Raw genomic sequence first — 20040 nt, 5'->3', positions numbered from 1 at the left:
CCTCGGACTTTGCTCAGCAGCGGGGACGCAGACAATTCCGGGGCGTGTGGCCACCGGATCTTTAATCGTTCCGGTCTCATCATCCCTCAATTCGACAGCACCAAAGTGCCACCGGCAGTCAATGGTGGAGGCTGTGTGAAAACTGCTTGTTGGAGATCGAGGCAGCGCGGTTTGGCGGCGCGGTGGTTCAGCCCTGCATCGCTGCCATGAGGTTCGGCACACCGAGGAGCGCGATGGCTCGTTTGATGTTGTAGGCGAGGATGTGGAGGCCGATCTCGGTCCCGACATTTTCGAGCCTTCGCGTCTTGAAATGACTTCGGCCCATCCAGTCCTTGAGCGTGCCGAAGACATGTTCGACGGTTCGTCGCCGGACCCGCATGGCGCCGGGCATGCGGTCGAGCCGGGCCTGCATCGCTTCGATGACCTCTTCATGTTCCCAGCGCTTGATACGGCGTTCGAGGCTGGCGGTGCAGTTGGCCTTCACCGCGCAGCGCGAGCGGCAGGCCGGCGTCGCATAGGCGTGAAGCGTCATCCCGTGCTCGATGTTCGAGAAGCGTCGCGTCATCGTTTCGCCGGCCGGGCAGCGATAAGTGTCGGTTTCGGGCTGATAGACGAAGTCCTGCTTGCCCCAGCGCCCGTCCGCCTTGGCGCCCGAGGTGAGCGGCTTGGGTAGGATCGGCACAATCCCGCTTTCCTCGCAGGCGAGCACCTCCGGCCCCGAGAAATAGCCGCGGTCGGCCAGCACGGTAAGCGTGTCGGTGCCGGTCGCTGCGCGAGCCTGTCGCCCCATCTTCGCCAACGAGGTACGGTCGTGGCTAAGGTTGATGATCTCATGCGCGACGATGATGTGACTGCCGGCATCGACTGCCGCCTGGAGATTGTAGCCGACCATGCCCGTACCGGTGCCGGCCGACGCCATGGCGCGAGCATCCGGATCGGTGAGCGAGATCTGCCGGTCGGGCGACGCCGCGACCGCCCGTTCCATCGCCTCGAGGTCGCGCATCTGGCGGCGCAGTTCGTCAAGCCTCGTCGTCAACCGCGCCGTCCGCAACGCGGCGGCGTCGCCTTCCTGCCGATCGGCGGTGTCGAGCATGCCCAAATAGCGAGCGATGCTGGCGTCGACCTGCTCCATCCGGCGCCGGATCGTGACCGGCGTGAAGTTGCGGTCACGGGCGTTCACGGCGCGCATGCGGCTGCCATCCACCGCCACCGTGCCGCCCGCGATGAGCCCGAGATTGCGGCAGAGCAGGACGAAGCGACGGCACGCGGCCTGGATGGCGACGCCGTGATCATGGCGGAAGTCGGCGATAGTCTTGAAGTCGGGTGCCAGCTTGCCCGTCAGCCACATCAGCTCGACGTTGCGCCCGGCCTCGCGTTCCAGGCGCCGGCTCGACTGCACCTGGTTGAGATAGCCGTAGATGTAGAGCTTGAGCATCGTCGCCGGATGGTAGCCCGGCCGCCCCGTGGAGGCCGCGTCGGCAAAGCCCAGCGATGTCATATCCAGCTCGTCGACGAACAGATCGACCACCCGGACCGGATTATCCTCGGCCACGTAATCGTCGATGCAGGCCGGCAGAAAAACCTGCTCCCGGCGGTCACACCCCTCGATGAAACGACCCATACGACGCCTCCCGATGACGTCGAAAACACTACCACATCAGCACGTTTCCACACAGCCTCGGTGGAATGCGAACCACCCGGCCATCCGTATAGACCCGTATTTCAAGCAACGCTCCAACCGGCGAGATGTGAGCCGGAAGGGAGATCATCGCTATGAATTTTGCAGCATCCGGTCGATCCGATCGTCAGCCACGCGGCGTCAATCCCCGTGTCCTGATCGGTACCCTCGGCCTTGCACTGGTCACGCTCATTCAGAGCGCAGCGCTCTATGCTCATTCGACTTTCTGATGATTGGCGACGCGGTTCCGCTTCGCGCACTTAATCTGTTGGGAAGGACCGACCGAGGCCATCCGCCGGGCGCATGCTGACCCGTTTCCGCTCTGAACGCCTCTTGTGTCCGGGTAAAGTTCGCCCTCAACTTGGGCGTGTCGTGCGCGCGACGTTCTCAACCAGAACATGATCCTGGAGCGGCTTTTCCAGTATTGTATCGAACCCGGCCTCACGTGCCGCGCGAACGAGATCGGCTGCGTGATGCGCGGTTATCAGGATTGCCGGCTGGTGCCAGCCCTGGTCGCGCAGGCCGCGCAACACGTCGAGGCCGTCCATCTCATCCATGCGATAATCGGTGATCAGGCAGGCGGCTTCGATCGACCGCGGATCCGCGAGCATCTGCCTGCCGGTGGCATAGGCCCGCACGTCATAACCGCGGCCCCGCAACAGCAACTGCAGCGAGCGCCGCACGCCAGCATCGTCCTCCACCAGAAGGAGCTTGGTGCGTACCGCGCTGACCGCGTCGGTCTTATCGATCATGTTCCCCGCTCTATACCGTCCCTCGAAAGCGAAGGATTTGCAACACCTTGTCGGATTGCAGGCGGAGCGTCTTTACGTAGAGCTACGGATCGCGCGGCAGCCCGGCCGCGAAAGCGAGCCGAAGTACATCCGCGAAGCTGCGCACGCCAAGCTTGCTCATGAGGTTGGCACGATGCACTTCGACGGTGCGCGGGCTGATATCGAGATCATAGGCGATCGTCTTGTTGGGATGTCCCCGTGCGAGCTCCTGGAGCACGTCACGCTCGCGATCGGTGAGTGCGGCGATGCGCAGCTCGGCTTCGGCGGCCTGATCAAGCCGCTTGTCGGCCTTGTCGAGCCGCGCCATGGCGTTGGAGATGGCGGCTAGCAGAGCCAGCTTTTCGAACGGCTTCTCGATGAAATCGACGGCGCCCCCCTTCATCGCGCGGATGGCGATCGAGACGTCGCCGTGCCCAGTTAGAACGATCACCGGCCATGTGACGCCGCGTTCGCGCAGCACGTCCTGCACCTCCAGCCCGTCCATCTCGGGCATGCGAACGTCGAGCAGGATGCAGCCAGGCTCGGCCCCTTGCATAACTTTAAGGAAGGCGACTCCCGACGCGTAGGTCTCGACCGCAAAGCCGGAGGTGCGCAGCATGAAACCAGTCGATTTGCGGATTGCCTCCTCGTCGTCGACCAGGTGGATCGTGCGTCTATCCGTCAAGGGTGTCTTCTCCTCCGGCAAGCATGAGGGTGAAATGGAACGTCGTCCCCGCCGCCGCCTGCGAGTCCGCCCAGATGCGGCCGCCATGCGCCTCGACAATGGTTCGGCAGATCGAGAGGCCGAGCCCCATCCCTTCCTGCTTGGTGCTCTGGAACGCGCGGAAGAGTTCGTTTGCGATTTCGGGGGCAAGGCCGGGACCGGTATCGGTGACGGTGACCCGCACCATCTGCGCGGATTTGAGCCCGGACGAGATCCGAAGCTGTCGCACCGGGCTGTCGACCATCGCCTCGACTGCGTTGCGCAGCAGATTGATCAGCACCTGCTGGATCTGCACGCGGTCGACCAACACCGGCGAGGCCGCAGGGTCGATCTCCAGGGCAACCGTGACCCCCTTCTCGGCGGCACCCACCAAGCCGAGCGTGCAAGCCTCCTCGATCAGGCTCGGCAAGTCCTCGATCCGTTTCTCGACCTCGCCGCGGGCAACGAAGTCGCGCAGTCGCCGGACGATCTGCCCGGCCCGCATCGCCTCGGCCGCGGCATCGCCGAGCGCCTCGCGCACCATCGCAATCGCTTCAGGGTCCGCATCGACAAGCAGGTCGCGGCTTGCCTCGACATAATTGGCGACCGCGGTGATCGGCTGGTTCAGCTCGTGTGCGAGCGTCGAGGCCATGGCCCCCATCGCGCTGACGCGAGAGACGTGGATCAGCTCCGCCTGAAGGTCGCTAAGCTGTGACTGCGTGAATTCGCGCTCGGTGAGATCGCGGATGAAGCCGGTGAATAGGCGCCTGCCGCCCCCGCTTGCCTCGCCGATCGCGAGCTCGTGCGGGAAGGTCGAGCCGTCCTTGCGCAGCCCGATGACGCGCCGGGCCTTGCCGATGATCTTTTTCTCGCCGGTCGCGAGATAGCGCCTGAGATAATCGTCATGCCGTTCGAGATCGGGTGACGGCATCAGCATGCGGACGTTCTGCCCGAGCACCTCGCGTTCCGCATAGCCGAACATGCGCTCGGCCGCGCTGCTGAACGATTGCACGATGCCGCGATCGTCGATGACGACCATCGCGTCGGGCACCGTCGCCAGAATCGAGCTCAGCTGCGCCTCGCGCGCCTCGGTCGAGCGCTCGGCAGCCCGCTCGTCGGTGATGTCGCGCAGGACCTTGCCGAAGCCGATCACCGCCCCCTCTTCGTCGCGGAAGGCCGTGATCGTCACGCTGGCGAGAAATTCGGACCCGTCCTTGCGGACGCGCCAGCCTTCTTCCTCGATTCGACCGACGGCGGCCGCGCGGGCCAGATCGTCTGCGCATTTCCCGGCTGACGCCTCCTCCTCGGGATAGAAGATCGAGCAGTGCCGACCGATCACCTCTTCCTCGGTCCAGCCCTTGATTCGCTCCGCACCCTTGTTCCAGATGACGACGTTGCCATCGGCATCGAGCATGTAGATGGCGTAGTTGGCGGCGCTGTCGATGAGCAGGCTCAGCTCCGCCGCCAGCACCTGCGCCTGAAAGCCGACATCGCCCTCGATCGGACGTTCCTTGGCCAGTCCCTTGCGCCAGCGGGCAAGATACTGGCTCAGACCTCCGAGCCGAGCGCCGGACACTATGCCCACTTCGCCTTCCGGCGCGCTGCCTGTACCGTCACGATCCATGTCTGCCCTTGCAGAGGATCGTGGCGGCCGAGGCAAGCCCGTTTGTGATTGGGAAGGACGAAATGACGCAGCGCTACGCCGGATATTACCCCGGTCTGCACTATGCTGCGGCCGCGCGCACTATGCGCGTGCCATCTCTCGCGCCTCCTGAGGCTGACGGACGGACGCGCTGCCTTCGAAATCAAGGACGATCCGCCCCTCGATCTCCCCGCGATGCATCCTGCCGAAAACGTCGTTGATGTTGTCGAGCGTATCCGTCGACACGGTCGCCCTGACCTTGCCATGCGCTGCGAAATCGAGCGATTCCTGGAGGTCGAGCCGCGTCCCAACGATCGAGCCGCGCACCGTGATCCCGTTCAACACCGTGTCGAAGATCGACAGGGGGAAATCGCCGGGGGGCAGGCCATTGAGCGAGACGGTGCCGCCGCGCCGCACCATGCCGAGCGCCTGCTGGAAAGCCTTGGGTGATACCGCAGTGACCAGCACGCCCTGCGCGCCGCCGATTTCCTTCTTGATGAACGCCGCCGGATCATTGTGCAGCGCATTAACCGTCAGGGTCGCGCCCAGTTCCTGCGCCAGGGCCAGCTTGGCGTCATCGATATCGACCGCGACGACGTTGCGGCCCATGGCCCTGGCATATTGCACGGCCATATGACCCAGGCCACCGATGCCGGATATGGCGACCCAGTCGCCGGGCTTAGTGTCCGTGACCTTCAACCCCTTGTAGACGGTGACGCCGGCGCACAGGATCGGCGCAATCTCGACGAAGCCGACGCCATCGGGAATGTGGCCGACATAGTTGGGGTCGGCGATCACATATTCGGCGAAGCTGCCGTTCACCGAATAGCCTGTATTCTCCTGACTTTCGCAGAGCGTTTCCCAGCCGCCAAGGCAGTGCACGCAATGCCCGCACGCGGTGTATAGCCACGGCACGCCGACGCGATCGCCCTCCTTGACATGGGTGACGCCGGAGCCGACCGCGACGACGTGGCCGACGCCTTCATGCCCGGGAATGAAGGGCGGATTGGGCTTGACGGGCCAGTCGCCATCGACCGCATGAAGATCGGTATGACATACGCCGGTTGCTGCGATCTTGACGAGAATCTGTCCGGGGCCGGGCATTCGGATCGCGACCTCCTCGATGACGAGCGGCTTGCCGAACTCACGGACGACGGCCGCCTTCATGGTCTTCTGCATGATAGGATCCTTGTGCTGGCCGTCAGAAGGCGGCGTCAATGTCGACCACATTGATCAGCTTGTGATTGACGAACTCCTTGATCCCGAGCCCGAGCAGTTCGCGACCGTAGCCCGAATTGCGGACGCCACCGAACGGCAGGTCGGCCTTGACCATTGTTGGGTGGTTCACGAACACCATGCCGGTGGAGATTTTTCTCGCAACCTCCACGCCGTGCGCCGTGTCGGACGTGAACACCGAGCCACCGAGCCCATAAGGCGAGTCATTGGCGATGCGCACGGCGTCATTTTCATCCCTGGCGCGGAAGATCATCGAAACTGGTCCGAAGAACTCCCAGTAACGGGCGGGATTGTCTTCACCGACATCGGTCAGGATCGTCGGCCGGACGAACGCCCCCTGGTTCGGTGCCTGCGACCCCACCTCGGTCGCGGTCGCGCCATGCTCGACGGCCTTGCGCACCATGGCCTTGATATCGTCCGCCGCCTTCTGCGATGAGAGCGGGGCAAGCGTCGTGTCCGGATCGAACGGGTCGCCCATCCGCAGCCCGGCGACACCCTCCGTATAGCGCTTGAGGAAGTCGTCATAGATTTCGTCGGCGACGATCATCCGCTTCGACGAGACGCAGACCTGACCGCCATTCCAGTGCCGGCCGAACACCGCCCATTTGACGGTCTTCTCGAGGTCGGCGTCTTTCAGCACGACGAACGCATCCGATCCGCCCAGTTCCATGGTCGATTTCTTGAGCGCCTTGCCCGCGGTCGCGGCGACAGCGGCGCCGGCAGCTTCGGATCCCGTGAGCGCTACGCCGTGGACGCGACGATCGCTCAGGATCAATTCGACCTTCTCATGGTCCGCGAACAGATTGATGAAGGCTCCGTCGGGCAACCCCGCCTCCGCCATGAGCTTCTCGAACGCCTGCGCGCTCTGGGGTACGTTCGCGGCGTGCTTGAGCAGCATCGTGTTGCCGGCCGACAGCTGCGGGGCAATGATGCGGGCGATCTGGTAATAAGGGAAATTCCACGGCTCGATCGCGAGCAGCACGCCCAGCGGTTCGCAAACGAGGATCGCCTCGCCCTCCGCCGGCGTGGCGACCGGAAGCTTTTCCGGCCTGAGCAGGGTCTCGGCGTTCTTCGCATAATATTCGAAGATCGCGGCCGACAGTTCGACCTCCGCCTTCGCCTCCGCGATGAGCTTGCCCATCTCAAGGGTCAGGATAGGCGCATAGCTATCGATGTCGCGGCGCAGAATGTCGGCGGCCGCCTGCATCACCCTGGCGCGCTCGACGAAGCTGGTCCCGCGCCACGCCTGAAAAGTCGCATCGGCCCTGCTGACCGCCGATGTGATGTCCTCGTCGGTGGCAACCGGGAATGTCTTCACGACCTCGCCGGTATAGGGGTTGGTACTCGCGAAGATCATGATGTCATCCTCCTCCTGGACTAGCCCAAATGTGGTCCGGCATCGGCCGGCTTACGGCCGGCTTACGGCCGGCAATGCGCCGCCGCCGGCACGCAGGCCAACATCGTCTTCCTCTGACATCATACCGGAGAGGTATGTTGCAGAAGGAAAGGCGTGAACTGCCCGTACCGACACCTCAATCGTAGAGGCGAACCAGTTTCTGGAGGGTATCCGGGATTTCCCCTATTCGGCGGCGGAGGAGGAAGGGAGCCGTCACCGGTTCGTCGATCGTGACATAACCGATATCGGATCTCGCGAGGCGCTGGACCGATTCCGGAATGAGGCAGGCGCCGGCGCCCGACGCCACCATCACCAGCGCCGTCTGCAATTCCCTCACCTCGATGATGCCCGTCGGCATCAGGTCGCGGTTCTGAAAGAAAGACAAGGTCAGGTCGGCATAACTGGGGCGCGGTGTTCCGGGATAGACGATCAGCGGCAGGGTTGCGATTTCGGCCAGCCCCACGCTGCCGCCCCGCAGGAGGAATTCGTGCCCGTGGGGCAGCGCGGCGACCAGCGGCTCCTCGCGCAGGACCATGTGGACGACGAGCGGATCCTCCACGATGATCCGGTCGAAGCCGACGTCGATGCGCCCGTCCTTCAAGGCTGCCACCTGATCGAGGCTGTCCATTTCGGCAAGGACGATGTCGATCCCGCTGGTCTCCTCGCGAAGCCGCGCGATGATCTCGGGCAGGCGGCCATAGAGGGTGGAGGGCACGAGCCCGATGACAAAGCGCGGACGCTCGGCGGCGATGAAACGTCGCATCGTCGCCTGGAGTTGATCCAGCCCCCGCACGACGCGAAGCGCTTCCTCCTGCAGCAGCCTGCCGGCGGGCGTCAGCGCAATGGGACGGCTGTCGCGATCGAACAGCTGAGCGGACAATTCGTCTTCCAGTTCTTGGATACGCTTGCTGAGCGGCGCCTGCGCCATATTCAGGAGCCGGGCCCCCTGCGTGAAGCTGCGCTCTACCGCAACGGCCAGAAAGTATCGCAGTTGCCGGATATCAATTGTCATAGATCCCCATCGGTATAACGAAGATTAATCCGAAGGCGACAGGTTACGCGAAAGACCTACGAGCGCCAGCAGCAGGCTACGCTTGCCAGGCGTCGGTGGCAGGAGATTAGCGTTTGCAAGCGTTTGGTTGAGCGTACGCTGCAAAGCAGGATCGGCCTTCAGCACACCGATCCATTGCGCGGACACGAAGCAGTCACGCAACCGACTTTTCAACAGGTCGATGTAGCGTGCCTGCCGCTCGCCGATGTTCGCCCCGGCACGCTGGAGATCGTCAAGCGCCATACCGATCCGCAGGTCGCGCAGCCGGTTCCGTTCCTCCGACATGCCTTCGACCAGATCAGGAAGGTGCGGGCTGAGCAGTACCATGCGATCCAGCGTACGGCTGATCCAAGCCGGCGTATCGGGTTCCGATCGCATCTCCGTCTTGCGGACGAGTTCTCGCCAGCCCGCCCGTGCCAGCCTTTGTGCAGTTCCTTTTGCGTCGGTAGCGCGCACCGCGCCCAGCATCAGGCAGGCCGCAAGCGAGCCGAGGACCTGCGCGATCGCCTGGTTCGCGAATGTGCCGAACATGCCGCCATAGTCCGCGTTCAGGCCTGCCAATCCCGGAAAGGCCAGCACGGCGCCGATCCCGTATGGTGCCCTGTCAGGCCGGGCGAGCAGCCAGCCGAGCAGGAAGAGGAAGGGCGACAGAACCAGGCAAAGCGTCACGAAATCGGTGGCGCGCGGCATCAGGACGAAGGCACAGAAGCCTGCGGCGATGGCCGCTCCGATCGTTCCGTAAAAGACGCGCCGTGCGACACCCAGCGGTGCGTCCAGATGACTGAACAGTGCGCAGATGATTGCAGAACTCACGACTGCGGTGGCGCCATCGGGCCAAGCGGTGACGATCCAGAAGGCACAGCCGGCGAGGACGGTCAGCGTCGTCGCCGATGCGGCGCGCAAGGCCATCCTATGATCGCGATGGAGGACCCGCCGCCCCGTGTCGCCGGGGCGGATGGATGCATCCGAACCCTCCGAAGAAGCGCCACGGACAAGCCGGTTGCGCAGCCGACGTGCGGTGGCATGGGTCTCGATCAGATCGGCCAGTCTGTCCAGCAGGCTGAGACGCACCAGTTGCACCCAGTCTTCCGGCGCCTTCAGCGCAGGTTCCAGTGCACGGGCCCGCTCGATCAGCGGGTGCCCGTCCCCCGGCGCCTCGCGCACGATCCAGTCGCGCACGTCCTCCACCAGATCGGTAAGCGGCGAGGTATAGGCATCCCGTTGCCGCAGCGCCTCGATACGATCCTCGACCGCGCCGGCGAGCGGCAGAAGCCTGCCGAGCTGCATCTCGACGCTGCGCAAGCTGGCAGGCTCTATGACGGTGCTGGCCATGTCGTAGGGGAGATGGACCGACAACAAATGAAGATCGTGAAGATCATTCGCCAGCCGACGTCGGTCCTGCCGAAGTACTGCATCCGGCTCAACCGGCATGGCCAGCGCGTCGAGCGACCAGGCTTCGGCATCCGCGAGGATCAGGTCCAGGCGTTCGCGCACCTGTCTCCAGACGGGGCGGGGAAACAGCAGCGCATGCACCAGGGAGACGCAGACGATCCCGATACCGATCTCCTGCACGCGAGACAGGGCGACGATGAAGATCGCGCCGGGCGTGTCGACGGACGGAAAGCCGACGATCACCGCGCTGTAGCCGGCCAGCAGCGAGATGTAGGAGCGCGGAGTCCGGTCCAGCGCTGCGACATAAGTGCAGGCACCGAGCCAGAGCGCGAGCGCCAGGGTCAGCAGTTCGGGCGTGTTGACGAGGTTTGGCACCAGGACGATCGCCATGCCGGCACCGACGACGGTTCCGATCAGGCGGAACAGGCCCTTTGAAAGCAGCGCGCCGGCCAGCGGCTGGGCGACGATGTAGCAGGTGATCACCGACCAGTAAGGCCGCGCCAGTCCAATCCGGAGCGAGATGTAATACGCCAGAAAAGCGGCCGCGAGCGTCTTCAGCGAGAAGAAGGCATCGACAAGTCCGTCACAGCAGGCCGTTCCCTTGTCAGGGAACGGCCTGCGGCTCGCCACGGGGAACGGCCACGAAATCAGGGAGCGGGGTTCCGCGGCGCCCATGGGAGAATGATCGTGCGATTAGTCGGAGGCCGGGTCGCGCGTGACAGTGAAGGAGAGGACCTTGTCGTCCACCGTCCCGACGTTCACCGTCCAGCTGACATCCTGCATGATATCGTCCTGGATTTGGATGTCGCTGTAGCGACAGCGCATTCCGCCGCTCGCCTTCGGCGCCCGGCAATGCGCACCCGCGCCGCGCAGAAGTGCACGTGCATCGGCAATTGAGCTACCTGCCGGAAGCCGGGCGGCCAGGTTGGCGCGCACGTCGTCCACCATCCCGGCGGGGTCGGGACCGAACTCGATCGATCGGAAGTTCGGGATGCCGCCCGTTTCGGCGGAAGCCGGCGCGGCCAGTAGGCTCACCGTGGCGACGAGGGAAAGAGAGGCGGTCTTCAGCGTGAACATGGCTTGCGTCCTGTTGTGCCGAACCAGTGCCGGCACCGCGCAGATGCGCTTCTGGAACTTTCGCCGCCAACATTGTCTTCGTTTAGAAACATACCGCCGCGGTATGTTGTTATCGATCAGGCCCGCATCGTGCCGTCTCAATGTGGCGCTGATGATGGTAGCGATCCGACTGGCCTTTGGTCGATCGCCCGGGCATTAATGGCCAAAGCTGAAGCCGTACGTCGGCCATCCGTTTCTTTATGCCCTCCGGGCTTGTGAGCGTATTAGCCCAGCAGTTCTGCGGTCACTCGATGACTGCCAGAGGAACACGAAGGCTATACCCGCGACATTTTTACGACCTCCCACAGATCAAAGGAGAGGGTTCATCGGACTGACGCGGGATCGACCCACTACCATCCAGCACGTCCGGACCGATGGTCGCGGCGTGCCCTGTCAAGCCGCACCCCGTTCAACCGCAATGCGTTGCCGACCACGGTGACGGAAGACAGGGCCATGGCGGCACCGGCGAACATCGGCGAAAGCAGGATGCCGGCGACCGGATAAAGGACGCCCGCTGCAATCGGTACGCCGATGCCGTTGAACAGGAGGGAGAAGAACAGGTTCTGACGGATGTTGGCCATGGTCGAACGGGCGAGCCGGCGGGCGCGGACCATCGCCGCGAGATCTCCGCTGGTCAGGGTCAGCCCGGCGCTTTCGATCGCAACGTCGGCGCCCGTCCCCATCGCGATGCCGACATCGGCCGCGGCGAGCGCGGGCGCGTCGTTGACGCCATCTCCGGCCATCGCGACCCGCGCGCCGGCCGTCTTGAGGTCGCCGACGATGCGCGCTTTGTCCTCAGGTTTGAGGTCAGCATGAACCTCGCCGATTCCCCCGATCGTGCTGGCGACCACATCCGCCGTGGCCTGGCTGTCGCCGGTCAGCATGACGATGCGCAAACCCTCGGCATGAAGCGCCTGAACGGCATCATGGGCCGAGGCCTTGATCGGATCGGCGACCGCGAGCAGCCCGGCAGCGCTGCCGTCGATAGCGACGAGAACCACGCCCGCGCCGGCGGCCTGACGCCGCCCCGCGGCTCCTTCGAGCGCCACCATATCCGCACCTGCATGGCGCATCTGCGCGGCATTCCCGATCGCGACCAAATGGTCGCCAACCCTGCCACTGATCCCCATGCCCGTATGCGATTCGAAATTCTCGACCGTATCGAGCGAGAGACCACGCTCGTGTGCGCCCGCGACGATGGCCAACCCGAGCGGATGCTCTGACCGCGTCTCGAGTGCCGCAGCCAGCGCGAGCAACGTGTCCGCATCGAATGCGCCCGCGGGTTCCACCGCGATCAGCCTGGGCTTGCCCTCAGTCAACGTGCCGGTCTTGTCGATGACGAGCGTATCGACAGCGTCGAGCGTCTGGAGGGCCTCGGCATTCTTGACCAGCACGCCCGCCTGGGCACCACGCCCCGTTCCGACCATGATCGACATCGGCGTCGCCAGCCCCAGTGCGCAGGGACAGGCAATGATGAGCACGGCGATACCGTTCAAAAGGGCATGGCCGAAGCGCGGCTCCGGTCCCGCGAGGGCCCAGATGATGAAGGTAGCAAGAGCCACCAGGACCACGAGCGGCACGAACCACCCGGAAATACGATCCGCCACGGCCTGGATCGGCGCGCGGCTGCGCTGCGCCTGCGCGACCATCGCAACGATGCGCGCGAGCATGGTCTCCGATCCGACCGCGCGCGCCTCCATGACCAGGCTTCCCGTGCCGTTCACCGTGCCGCCGGTTACCGCGTCACCGGGTCTCTTGAGCACAGGCACAGGCTCGCCGGTCAGCATCGCTTCATCGACCTGTGAGCGACCGTCGACGACCTCGCCATCGACCGGAATTGCCTCGCCCGGGCGCACGCGCAGCCTGTCCCCCCGCGCGATAGCGGCCACCGGCAATTCCTGTTCCACACCATCGGCGCCGATCCGCCGCGCCAACTTCGGTGCAAGATCGAGCAGCGCCCGGATAGCGCGCCCCGTCGCTGCCCGGGCGCGCAGCTCGAGCACCTGTCCGAGAAGCACCAGGGCCACGACGACGCCTGCCGCCTCGTAATAGACGGGCACCATGCCGCCATGATCGCGGAAGGTCGACGGGAAGAGGCCGGGCGCCACCGTCGCCAAAAGACTGTAGAGGAATGCGGCACCGACGCCGATCGAGACCAGCGTGAACATGTTGTAGTGGCGCGACCGCAGCGACGCCCATCCGCGTTCGAAAAAGGGGCGCGCCGCCCAGAGCACGATCGGTGCGGTGAGCGCGAGCTGCACCCAGGCGGACCAGGCCGGGGAAACGAGACGCAAGCCCATCATTTCCCCACCCATCGATATCACCAGCAGCGACACGGCCAGCAAGCCGCTGATCCACAGGCGGCGGGTGAAGTCGGTGAGCTCGGGGTTCGGCCCCTCTTCCGCGCCCGGCTCCGCCGGCTCCAGCGCCATCCCGCACAGCGGGCAGGTGCCCGGTCCCGCCCGTCGGATCTCGGGGTGCATCGGGCATGTCCATTCCGACACCGGACCTGTCTGCGGCGAGGTCGGCGCCCCCGCCTCGGGCGGGCGCAGGTACCGTTCCGGATCGGCCATGAACTTCGTCCGGCAGCCGGCACTGCAGAAATGATAGTCGATGCCGCGATAGTCGGCTTGATGCTTCGCCGTATCGGGATCGACGCGCATCCCGCACACGGGATCCTGTGCTTCCGCCACGGCATTTCGCGCGTTCGAGCACCACCCGGTTCGATGGGCGTGATGATCGTCCAATGCACACTCCTTCACGCGGATCGGGTTACGATTTGACAGGCCATCAGGACCAGATGCCGGCTTAGATTGTCACATGCTCACGATCGCCAGCTTGTCGCGAATGGAACTTCGTATCTTTGCGCATAATTGACCCGCGAATTCCGGCGAAATGGTCGCGTGAAGATAGTTCGACGCTGAATGCAGCTGGATGCCACCGGCATGTTCCCGGAGACCGGAAACCGCTCAGCAGATGCGCGGAAGCTGGCTCCCAAACAGCCAATCGACGACCCTCTCCGTTCCAAGTGACGTGCGCAGCCGCACGAAGTTTCTAGGATCTTGACCGGCCGTACCGATGATCGCCGCATCCCGTCCCAGCGGGTGTGCCTGCATGACGGAAAGCAGCATCGCCGCATGTTCTGGTGGACAGAATGCGATCAGCTTGCCTTCGTTGGCGATGCCGAGGGGGTCAAGGCCGAGGATTTCGCATGCTCCGCGCACGACGGGATTGATCGGGATCGCCGTCTCCTCGATCACGAACCCCAATTCCGATTGGGTCGCCAGTTCGTTGAGCGTCGCCGCGAGGCCGCCCCTCGTGGGATCGCGCAGGCAGCGGATCTCCGGCACCGCTGCGATCATGGCGGTGACGAGGTCGTGCAGCGCGGCGCTGTCGCTCTCGATCGGAGCATTGAACGAAAGCCCCTCCCGCGCCGACATGATCGCGACGCCATGATCTCCGATCGAACCCGAAAGAAGAATCGCATCGCCGGAGCGGATGCGGTCGCCGGAAAATATTATGCCTTCGGGCACGGTTCCGACCCCGGTCGTCGTGATGAAAAGCCCATCGGCCTTGCCCCGTTCGACGACTTTCGTGTCTCCGGTCACCACGGGCACGCCCGCTTCGCGGCTGGCCCTGGCCATGCTCGCGACGATGCGGGCAAGATCGGCCAGCGGCAGACCTTCCTCGATGACAAAAGCTGCGGAGAGATAAAGCGGCCGTGCGCCGACCATCGCGATGTCGTTGATCGTGCCATGCACTGCGAGCGAGCCAATATCGCCGCCGGGGAAGAAGAGAGGCGACACCACATAGGCATCTGTCGTCATCACCAATTGACCCGCGGCTGACGGCAGCAGGGCGGCGTCGTTGCCCTGCGCAAGGAAAGGGTTGTTAAATTCGGCCTGGAACAGTTCGGCGACGAGTTGGGCCATGGCGCGCCCGCCACCGCCGTGGTTCATATCGACCCGCCCCGCTTCCAGATCGAGCGATCGGGCTGCGAAGTTGCCCCGCTTGCTGGTGATCGGCTCGCTCATGCGGCGACAGCGCCCGCGGTCGGGGCCAGACGATGACGGCCAAATCGCCACTGCGCCGCGCAAGCGCCTTCGCTGGAGACCATGCAGGGGCCGATCGGATCATCCGGCGTGCAAACGGTGCCGAACAATTTACAGGCTTCGGGCCGCCGCGCCCCGCGCACAATGTCGGCGCAGATGCAGGATTTCGGATCGGGCACCGGTTCGTAGCAAAGATCGAAGCGGCGCTCGGCGTCGAAGGCGGCAAAATCCTCGCCGATCTGCGTGGCGCTGTCCGCCAATATACCCAGACCACGCCATTCGAACCCCCGGCGCTCAGGCATCGTCTCCGCCATAGCGGCGAGTGCGCGCGGGTTGCCTTCGGCCGTCAAGGCGCGCGAATAGCCATTGTCTACCCGAGGCGCCCGATCGTTGATCTGCCGTATCAGCAGCAGCACCGCCTCCAGCAGATCGAGCGGCTCGAAACCCGCGACATATACACCCTGCCCGCGTTCGGCGAACTCGTCGTAGAGCCGGGTTCCGATAATCGTCGAGACATGACCTGGCGCGATCAACCCGTCGAGCGTCGTCTCATCGCCCTCACCCAGCACCGCCCGCAAAGCGGGTGCCGTCAGCAGATGGTTGTTGAGCACGCTGAAGTTCGCCAGCGCTTCGCTCCTTGCCACCTTCAGGGCCACCGCCGTCGCGGGCGCGGTCGTCTCGAAACCGATGCCGAGGAACACCACCTCCCGCGCCGGATTTTCGTGCGCGATCCGGAGCGCATCGAGTGTCGAGAGAACCATGCGGATATCCGCGCCCGCCGCCCGCGCGCGGGTCAGCGTGGCCCGGTGGGATCCGGGCACGCGCATCATGTCGCCATAGGTACACAGGATGACACCCCGATCGAGGGCGAGGCCAATGGCGAGGTCGATCCTTCCGGCAGGCAGGACACAGACCGGGCAGCCGGGACCATGCACCAGCCGGACCTGCGGTGGCAGCAAATCTTCCAGACTATAGCGCGCGATGACATGGGTGTGCCCGCCGCAAACCTCCATCAACCTGTAATCACGATCCGGCCGGCAGGCGGCGGCGATCGCGTCGCACAATGCGTGGGCCAGCCCGCCATCACGAAACTGTTCGATGAGATTCATTGGCCAGCCAGTTCGGCAAGCCGGTCCATGGTTGCATGGGCTTCGGCGATGTCGATCCGGCTAATCGCGAAACCAACGTGCAAGAGGACGTAATCTCCCACCCCCACTCCCTGCACGAGGACCAGGCTCGCCGTCTGCTCGGCGCCGCCCACGCTGACGCGGGCCATGCCCCCTGGCATAAGCTCCATCACCTCGGCCGGGACGGCGAGACACATCGTCTTATTCTCCTTTCGCCGCGCGTCGCATCACAGCGAAAGCGCCGCAACATAGGCCTGACCGAGACTGATCGCAGCGTCACCCGGGCCCAGCCGTTCGGGGCGCAAGACGCGAAGCCCCGCCTCGCCCAGCCGGTCGGCGAGATCCGCCGAAAACACCCGATTGTAGAAGCAGCCGCCCGAAAAGGCGATTTCGAGCGGCGGGAGGACCATCTCGTCGACATGCCGCACCACCCAGTCGGCCACGCCCGCCGCCAGCGTGCCGTGGAACAGGTCCGCGCCACGCGCGGGATCGCCCAGATCCGCCAGAACGGCGAGTAACGGGCGAAAGTCGAGTTGTCCGTCGGTGATCCGCCAGCCACCCGGCAGCACTTCGGGAGCCGCGACGAGCGCCTCCAGCGCCATCGGCGCCTGCCCTTCAAACGCCGCGACGGGATGGACGTCGAGCAGGCCGCACGCGGCATCGAACAGGCGACCGGCTGATGATGTCGGCGGACTATTGAGCTCCCGGCGCATGATCGCGGACAAATGCTTCGCAGCGGGACGATCGGGCCAGCGTGAGGCGATGTCGCCGGATCGACCGACCGCTTGCAGGGCGGCAGCCCCCATGCGCCATGGCTCGCGCGCGGCGATATCCCCGCCCGGCTGGGACAGCGGCACCAGCGCGCCCAGCCGCCGGCAGTCCCCACGTCCGCACAGCAGCAGTTCGCCGCCCCATGCCTCCCGCGCAGGCCCCAGCCCGAACCCATCGAACGCCAGGCCCAGCAGCGCACCCGTCACCCCATGCTCGGCGGCAACGGCCGCGACATGGGCGTGATGATGCTGCACTGGCAACGCCGGGATACCCCTTTCCGATGCCAGCCGGAGCGCCAGCCGGGTAGACGGAAAATCAGGATGCAGATCGTGCGCGATCGCCGCCGGCGGGCCGGAAGCCTGCTCAAGAAAACGCTCCATGCGATCCCCCATGGCGACGATGCTGCCCACGCTGTCGGTATGGCCGGCATCCCGGCTGACATAGGCCTGATCGCCATCGATGAGTGTGGTCGTATTTTTCAGGAAGGCACCAAGGCCGAGCACGACGGGAAACCGTTTGGGAAGCGGCAGCACCAGCGGCTGCGCGTCCCCCTCGATACGAGCGGCCCGAGGCAAAGCCGCGATCATGCCGTGGCCCGTTCCCGCTGGCGCGCGCCGATCCAATCGAGCCAGGCGTCCATGCCATCGCCGGTCCGCGCGGAAAGCCGGAGAACGGGAAGCGACGGATTGACCCGATGCGCCAGTTCGAGGCAGCGCTCTTCATCGAAATCGACATGAGGGGAAAGATCGATCTTGTTGAGCAGCAGGAGATCGGCGGCCGCGAACATGTCCGGATATTTGAGCGGCTTGTCCTCGCCTTCGGTGACGGAGAGGATGACCACCTTGGCCGCCTCGCCCAGATCGAAGGCCGCCGGGCAGACGAGGTTGCCGACATTCTCCACGAACAGGATGCTGCCCCGCGCGGGCGCCAGCGTCTCGACCGCGCGCGCCACCATGGCCGCATCGAGATGGCATCCCTTGCCGGTGTTGATCTGGACGGAGGGTGCGCCCGCCGCACGGATGCGATCGGCATCGAAGCTGGTCTGCTGATCGCCCTCGATGACCGCGACCGGCGCCCGCCCCCGCATCGCGCGAACGGTTTCGCACAACAGGGTCGTCTTGCCCGATCCGGGGCTGGACAGAAGGTTCAGAACCAGCAGATCGTCGGCTGCGAACGCCTGCCGGTTGCGCTCCGCAAGCGCGTCATTATGCCCCAGCACGGCCTGCTCGATCGCCACCACCCGCTCCTGCGGCAGGCCGGGTACGGCCACACCGGCATGGCCCGCGCCATAATCGAGAACACCCGCTTTGATCTCGACATGATCGTGCGAGTGGACATGCGGAACGCCTGCGGCGTGGAGCGCGGCATGGTCGTCGTCGATCACCGCATGATCATGATCGGCATGCGTGGAAAGATGGGGGTGGCTGTGAGGCTCGCCCGCAATTCGCTCCTGTCCGCATCCGCAAACGCTACACATCGTTGATCTCCTTTCGGCGCCGGCGATCAGGCGACGGCGGCGAGCGCATGCGAATCCAGCCCGCCCGGCGTACGGTCGCGCTCGAAAAGCCTACCATCATACCAGACATGGTCCACCTCTCCCCAGTCCAGCACAGACTGGAGGTCAGGAAAGAACCCGCGGCCCGGGCGATTGGCGCTGGTGTTGCACAATATGGGAATGCCGGTCTGTTCCTCATAGGCGATAAGAAGCCGCGCGATCATCGACGGCGCGGTGCGTTCTACCGTCTGCACGCGGGCCGTGCCATCGATATGCACGACCGCGGGAATGCGTCCGCGCCATTCCGGCCGCACACGCTGCTCGAACAACATGTAGGAATCTTCCATTCCCGGATCGAAAACCTCCGCTGCGCGATCGAGGATGCAGACGGGCGCAATCGGGCGATAGGGCTCGCGGCGCTTGATGCCGTTCAGCCTGTCCCGCATCGACAGGGGAAAAGGCGCCGCGACGATGCTGCGATGCCCCAGCGCGCGTGGCCCGATTTCGGCACGTCCGTCCAGAAGCGCGACGATCGCGCCCTCGGCCAGCAGCCTTGCCAGTTCCGGCGCCTCGCAAGGCCGGGATCGCCAACCCGGCATCAGCGCCCCTTGCGCGTCCGGCAAGGACGGTCCGCTATAGACCGACCAGTCGATGGCGCGGAAGCCCACATGCTCAAGGAACGCCGCAGCGGCAGCGCCGATCGCGGCGCCGCTGTTGTTCGGAAAGGGCGGCACCCAGACATGCTGGAAGAGGCCCGAGGCGCGGATGGCGCTGTTCCACTTGATGTTGAGACCGCAGCCGCCAGCTATGCAAAGGTTGCGTCTCGAAGATGGCCCAAGCAGCCGGCGCAGACCTCTGGTGAGGCTATGCTCCACGAACAGGTGAAAGGCGGCGAGAATATCTTCTCCGGACACTCCGGCCGATCGCATCGCGATGCTTTCGAACATGCCCTCGAGGCGGTCTGCATCCGACGCATGCGGCGAAGGCCTATGGAAGGCGTCGATGCAGCATTGCTCGATCATATCGACAAGATGGGGATCGGCCGTGCCAAGCCCGACGAAGGCCATCAGCTTCCCGGCGACGTCCAGCCTCTCTTGCGATCCCGCTGCCGCCATTTCGAAGGCTGCGAAATATTGCCCGGCGGCGGCATAGGCTCGCCCGGGAAGCCTGCCGATCGCACCGAGATGCCGGATCGTTTGGGTAGCCGGATCGAGATGATGCAGTTCGGGCAGGCCCGATCCATCCCAAACCAGGATATGAGCCGCCTCGCGCCGCTGCGCGAACGGACTGGCAGACCAGGCCGCGGCGATGTTGGCTAGGGTGTGCCCGGGCCGTTCGATGATCGCCGGCATGGGATATGGCCCCCATGCTTCGGCCAACCCGGCATCGCTGCCATCGACGGAGAGAATGTCGATATCCTCGGGGCAATAGCCAAAATCGGTCAGTATGCCCGCGATGAAGCCCGGCTCATCGACAGCCCGTGCGAAGCGCTCCCGATTGCCAAGCTTCTCCAATTCGACACTGAAGACCAGCCGCCCGTCTTCAATCAGTGCGACCGCCGCATCATGGCCGAGACCGGCACCGCAAATCCTCACAGGGACCGACTCCGGT

General features: G+C 64.8%; 16 protein-coding genes. All 16 read right to left on the bottom strand.

Annotated elements, in window-relative coordinates; all coding sequences use genetic code 11:
* Positions 1 to 187: 187 nt before the first annotated feature.
* Positions 188 to 1621, bottom strand: coding sequence for an IS1182 family transposase (locus tag PBT88_RS10060; protein WP_270079034.1), 1434 nt, complete (start codon positions 1619 to 1621; stop codon positions 188 to 190).
* Positions 1622 to 2034: 413 nt separating this feature from the next.
* Positions 2035 to 2430, bottom strand: coding sequence for a response regulator transcription factor (locus tag PBT88_RS10055; RefSeq protein WP_270078916.1), 396 nt, complete (start codon positions 2428 to 2430; stop codon positions 2035 to 2037).
* An 82-nt stretch (positions 2431 to 2512) separates the two neighbouring features.
* Positions 2513 to 3133 (bottom strand): response regulator transcription factor, encoded by a 621-nt coding sequence (locus PBT88_RS10050; protein ID WP_270079033.1) that lies wholly within the window; start codon positions 3131 to 3133, stop codon positions 2513 to 2515.
* Positions 3123 to 4775 (bottom strand): PAS domain-containing sensor histidine kinase, encoded by a 1653-nt coding sequence (locus tag PBT88_RS10045; RefSeq protein WP_270079032.1) that lies wholly within the window; start codon positions 4773 to 4775, stop codon positions 3123 to 3125. The genes PBT88_RS10050 and PBT88_RS10045 overlap by 11 nt, the downstream gene beginning before the upstream one ends.
* 120 nt (positions 4776 to 4895) lie before the next feature.
* Entirely contained in the window at positions 4896 to 5972 is a 1077-nt protein-coding gene (adhP, locus tag PBT88_RS10040; protein WP_270079031.1) for an alcohol dehydrogenase AdhP, read from the bottom strand.
* A 22-nt stretch (positions 5973 to 5994) separates the two neighbouring features.
* Positions 5995 to 7386 carry an NAD-dependent succinate-semialdehyde dehydrogenase gene (locus PBT88_RS10035; protein WP_270075340.1) on the bottom strand — a complete coding sequence of 464 codons (1392 nt, stop codon included), beginning with the start codon at positions 7384 to 7386 and terminating at the stop codon, positions 5995 to 5997.
* A 175-nt stretch (positions 7387 to 7561) separates the two neighbouring features.
* Complete coding sequence (locus PBT88_RS10030) at positions 7562 to 8437, bottom strand: LysR family transcriptional regulator (RefSeq protein WP_270079030.1); 876 nt, start codon at positions 8435 to 8437, stop codon at positions 7562 to 7564.
* 24 nt (positions 8438 to 8461) lie between these two features.
* On the bottom strand, positions 8462 to 10543 hold the full coding sequence (locus PBT88_RS10025) for an FUSC family protein (RefSeq protein WP_270075338.1): 2082 nt from the start codon (positions 10541 to 10543) through the stop codon (positions 8462 to 8464).
* A gap of 18 nt (positions 10544 to 10561) precedes the next feature.
* Entirely contained in the window at positions 10562 to 10945 is a 384-nt protein-coding gene (locus PBT88_RS10020; protein ID WP_270079029.1) for a hypothetical protein, read from the bottom strand.
* Between the two features lie 389 nt (positions 10946 to 11334).
* Entirely contained in the window at positions 11335 to 13731 is a 2397-nt protein-coding gene (locus tag PBT88_RS10015) for a heavy metal translocating P-type ATPase (protein WP_407696541.1), read from the bottom strand.
* Between the two features lie 222 nt (positions 13732 to 13953).
* On the bottom strand, positions 13954 to 15018 hold the full coding sequence (hypE, locus tag PBT88_RS10010) for a hydrogenase expression/formation protein HypE (protein WP_270079028.1): 1065 nt from the start codon (positions 15016 to 15018) through the stop codon (positions 13954 to 13956).
* Positions 15015 to 16145: a hydrogenase formation protein HypD gene (hypD, locus tag PBT88_RS10005; RefSeq protein ID WP_270079027.1), complete on the bottom strand. Its 1131-nt coding sequence runs from the start codon at positions 16143 to 16145 to the stop codon at positions 15015 to 15017. Before hypD ends, hypE begins: the two co-directional genes overlap by 4 nt.
* Positions 16142 to 16312, bottom strand: a complete 171-nt coding sequence (locus PBT88_RS10000) for a HypC/HybG/HupF family hydrogenase formation chaperone (protein ID WP_270079026.1) — start codon at positions 16310 to 16312, stop codon at positions 16142 to 16144. Before PBT88_RS10000 ends, hypD begins: the two co-directional genes overlap by 4 nt.
* Before the next feature lie 78 nt (positions 16313 to 16390).
* A complete protein-coding gene (locus PBT88_RS09995) occupies positions 16391 to 17509 on the bottom strand; it encodes a Kae1-like domain-containing protein (protein WP_270079025.1) in 1119 nt (372 codons plus the stop codon).
* 8 nt (positions 17510 to 17517) lie between these two features.
* On the bottom strand, positions 17518 to 18318 hold the full coding sequence (gene hypB, locus PBT88_RS09990; protein WP_270079024.1) for a hydrogenase nickel incorporation protein HypB: 801 nt from the start codon (positions 18316 to 18318) through the stop codon (positions 17518 to 17520).
* 119 nt (positions 18319 to 18437) lie between these two features.
* A complete protein-coding gene (locus tag PBT88_RS09985) occupies positions 18438 to 20024 on the bottom strand; it encodes a carbamoyltransferase N-terminal domain-containing protein (RefSeq protein WP_270079023.1) in 1587 nt (528 codons plus the stop codon).
* Positions 20025 to 20040: the final 16 nt, after the last annotated feature.

Source organism: Sphingomonas abietis (assembly GCF_027625475.1).
Taxonomy (GTDB): domain Bacteria; phylum Pseudomonadota; class Alphaproteobacteria; order Sphingomonadales; family Sphingomonadaceae; genus Solisphingomonas; species Solisphingomonas abietis.
Note: the sequence above shows the minus strand (reverse complement) of the source record. Positions and strands in the feature narration are given on the sequence as shown.

Bases quoted from the DNA above. Each gene is read 5' to 3' on its own strand.
- PBT88_RS10060 (WP_270079034.1), bottom strand. From the start codon at position 1,621: ATGGGTCGTTTCATCGAGGGGTGTGACCGCCGGGAGCAGGTTTTTCTG.
- PBT88_RS10055 (WP_270078916.1), bottom strand. From the start codon at position 2,430: ATGATCGATAAGACCGACGCGGTCAGCGCGGTACGCACCAAGCTCCTT.
- PBT88_RS10045 (WP_270079032.1), bottom strand. From the start codon at position 4,775: ATGGATCGTGACGGTACAGGCAGCGCGCCGGAAGGCGAAGTGGGCATA.
- adhP (WP_270079031.1), bottom strand. From the start codon at position 5,972: ATGCAGAAGACCATGAAGGCGGCCGTCGTCCGTGAGTTCGGCAAGCCG.
- PBT88_RS10035 (WP_270075340.1), bottom strand. From the start codon at position 7,386: ATGATCTTCGCGAGTACCAACCCCTATACCGGCGAGGTCGTGAAGACA.
- PBT88_RS10030 (WP_270079030.1), bottom strand. From the start codon at position 8,437: ATGACAATTGATATCCGGCAACTGCGATACTTTCTGGCCGTTGCGGTA.
- PBT88_RS10025 (WP_270075338.1), bottom strand. From the start codon at position 10,543: ATGGGCGCCGCGGAACCCCGCTCCCTGATTTCGTGGCCGTTCCCCGTG.
- PBT88_RS10020 (WP_270079029.1), bottom strand. From the start codon at position 10,945: ATGTTCACGCTGAAGACCGCCTCTCTTTCCCTCGTCGCCACGGTGAGC.
- hypE (WP_270079028.1), bottom strand. From the start codon at position 15,018: ATGAGCGAGCCGATCACCAGCAAGCGGGGCAACTTCGCAGCCCGATCG.
- hypD (WP_270079027.1), bottom strand. From the start codon at position 16,145: ATGAATCTCATCGAACAGTTTCGTGATGGCGGGCTGGCCCACGCATTG.
- PBT88_RS10000 (WP_270079026.1), bottom strand. From the start codon at position 16,312: ATGGCCCGCGTCAGCGTGGGCGGCGCCGAGCAGACGGCGAGCCTGGTC.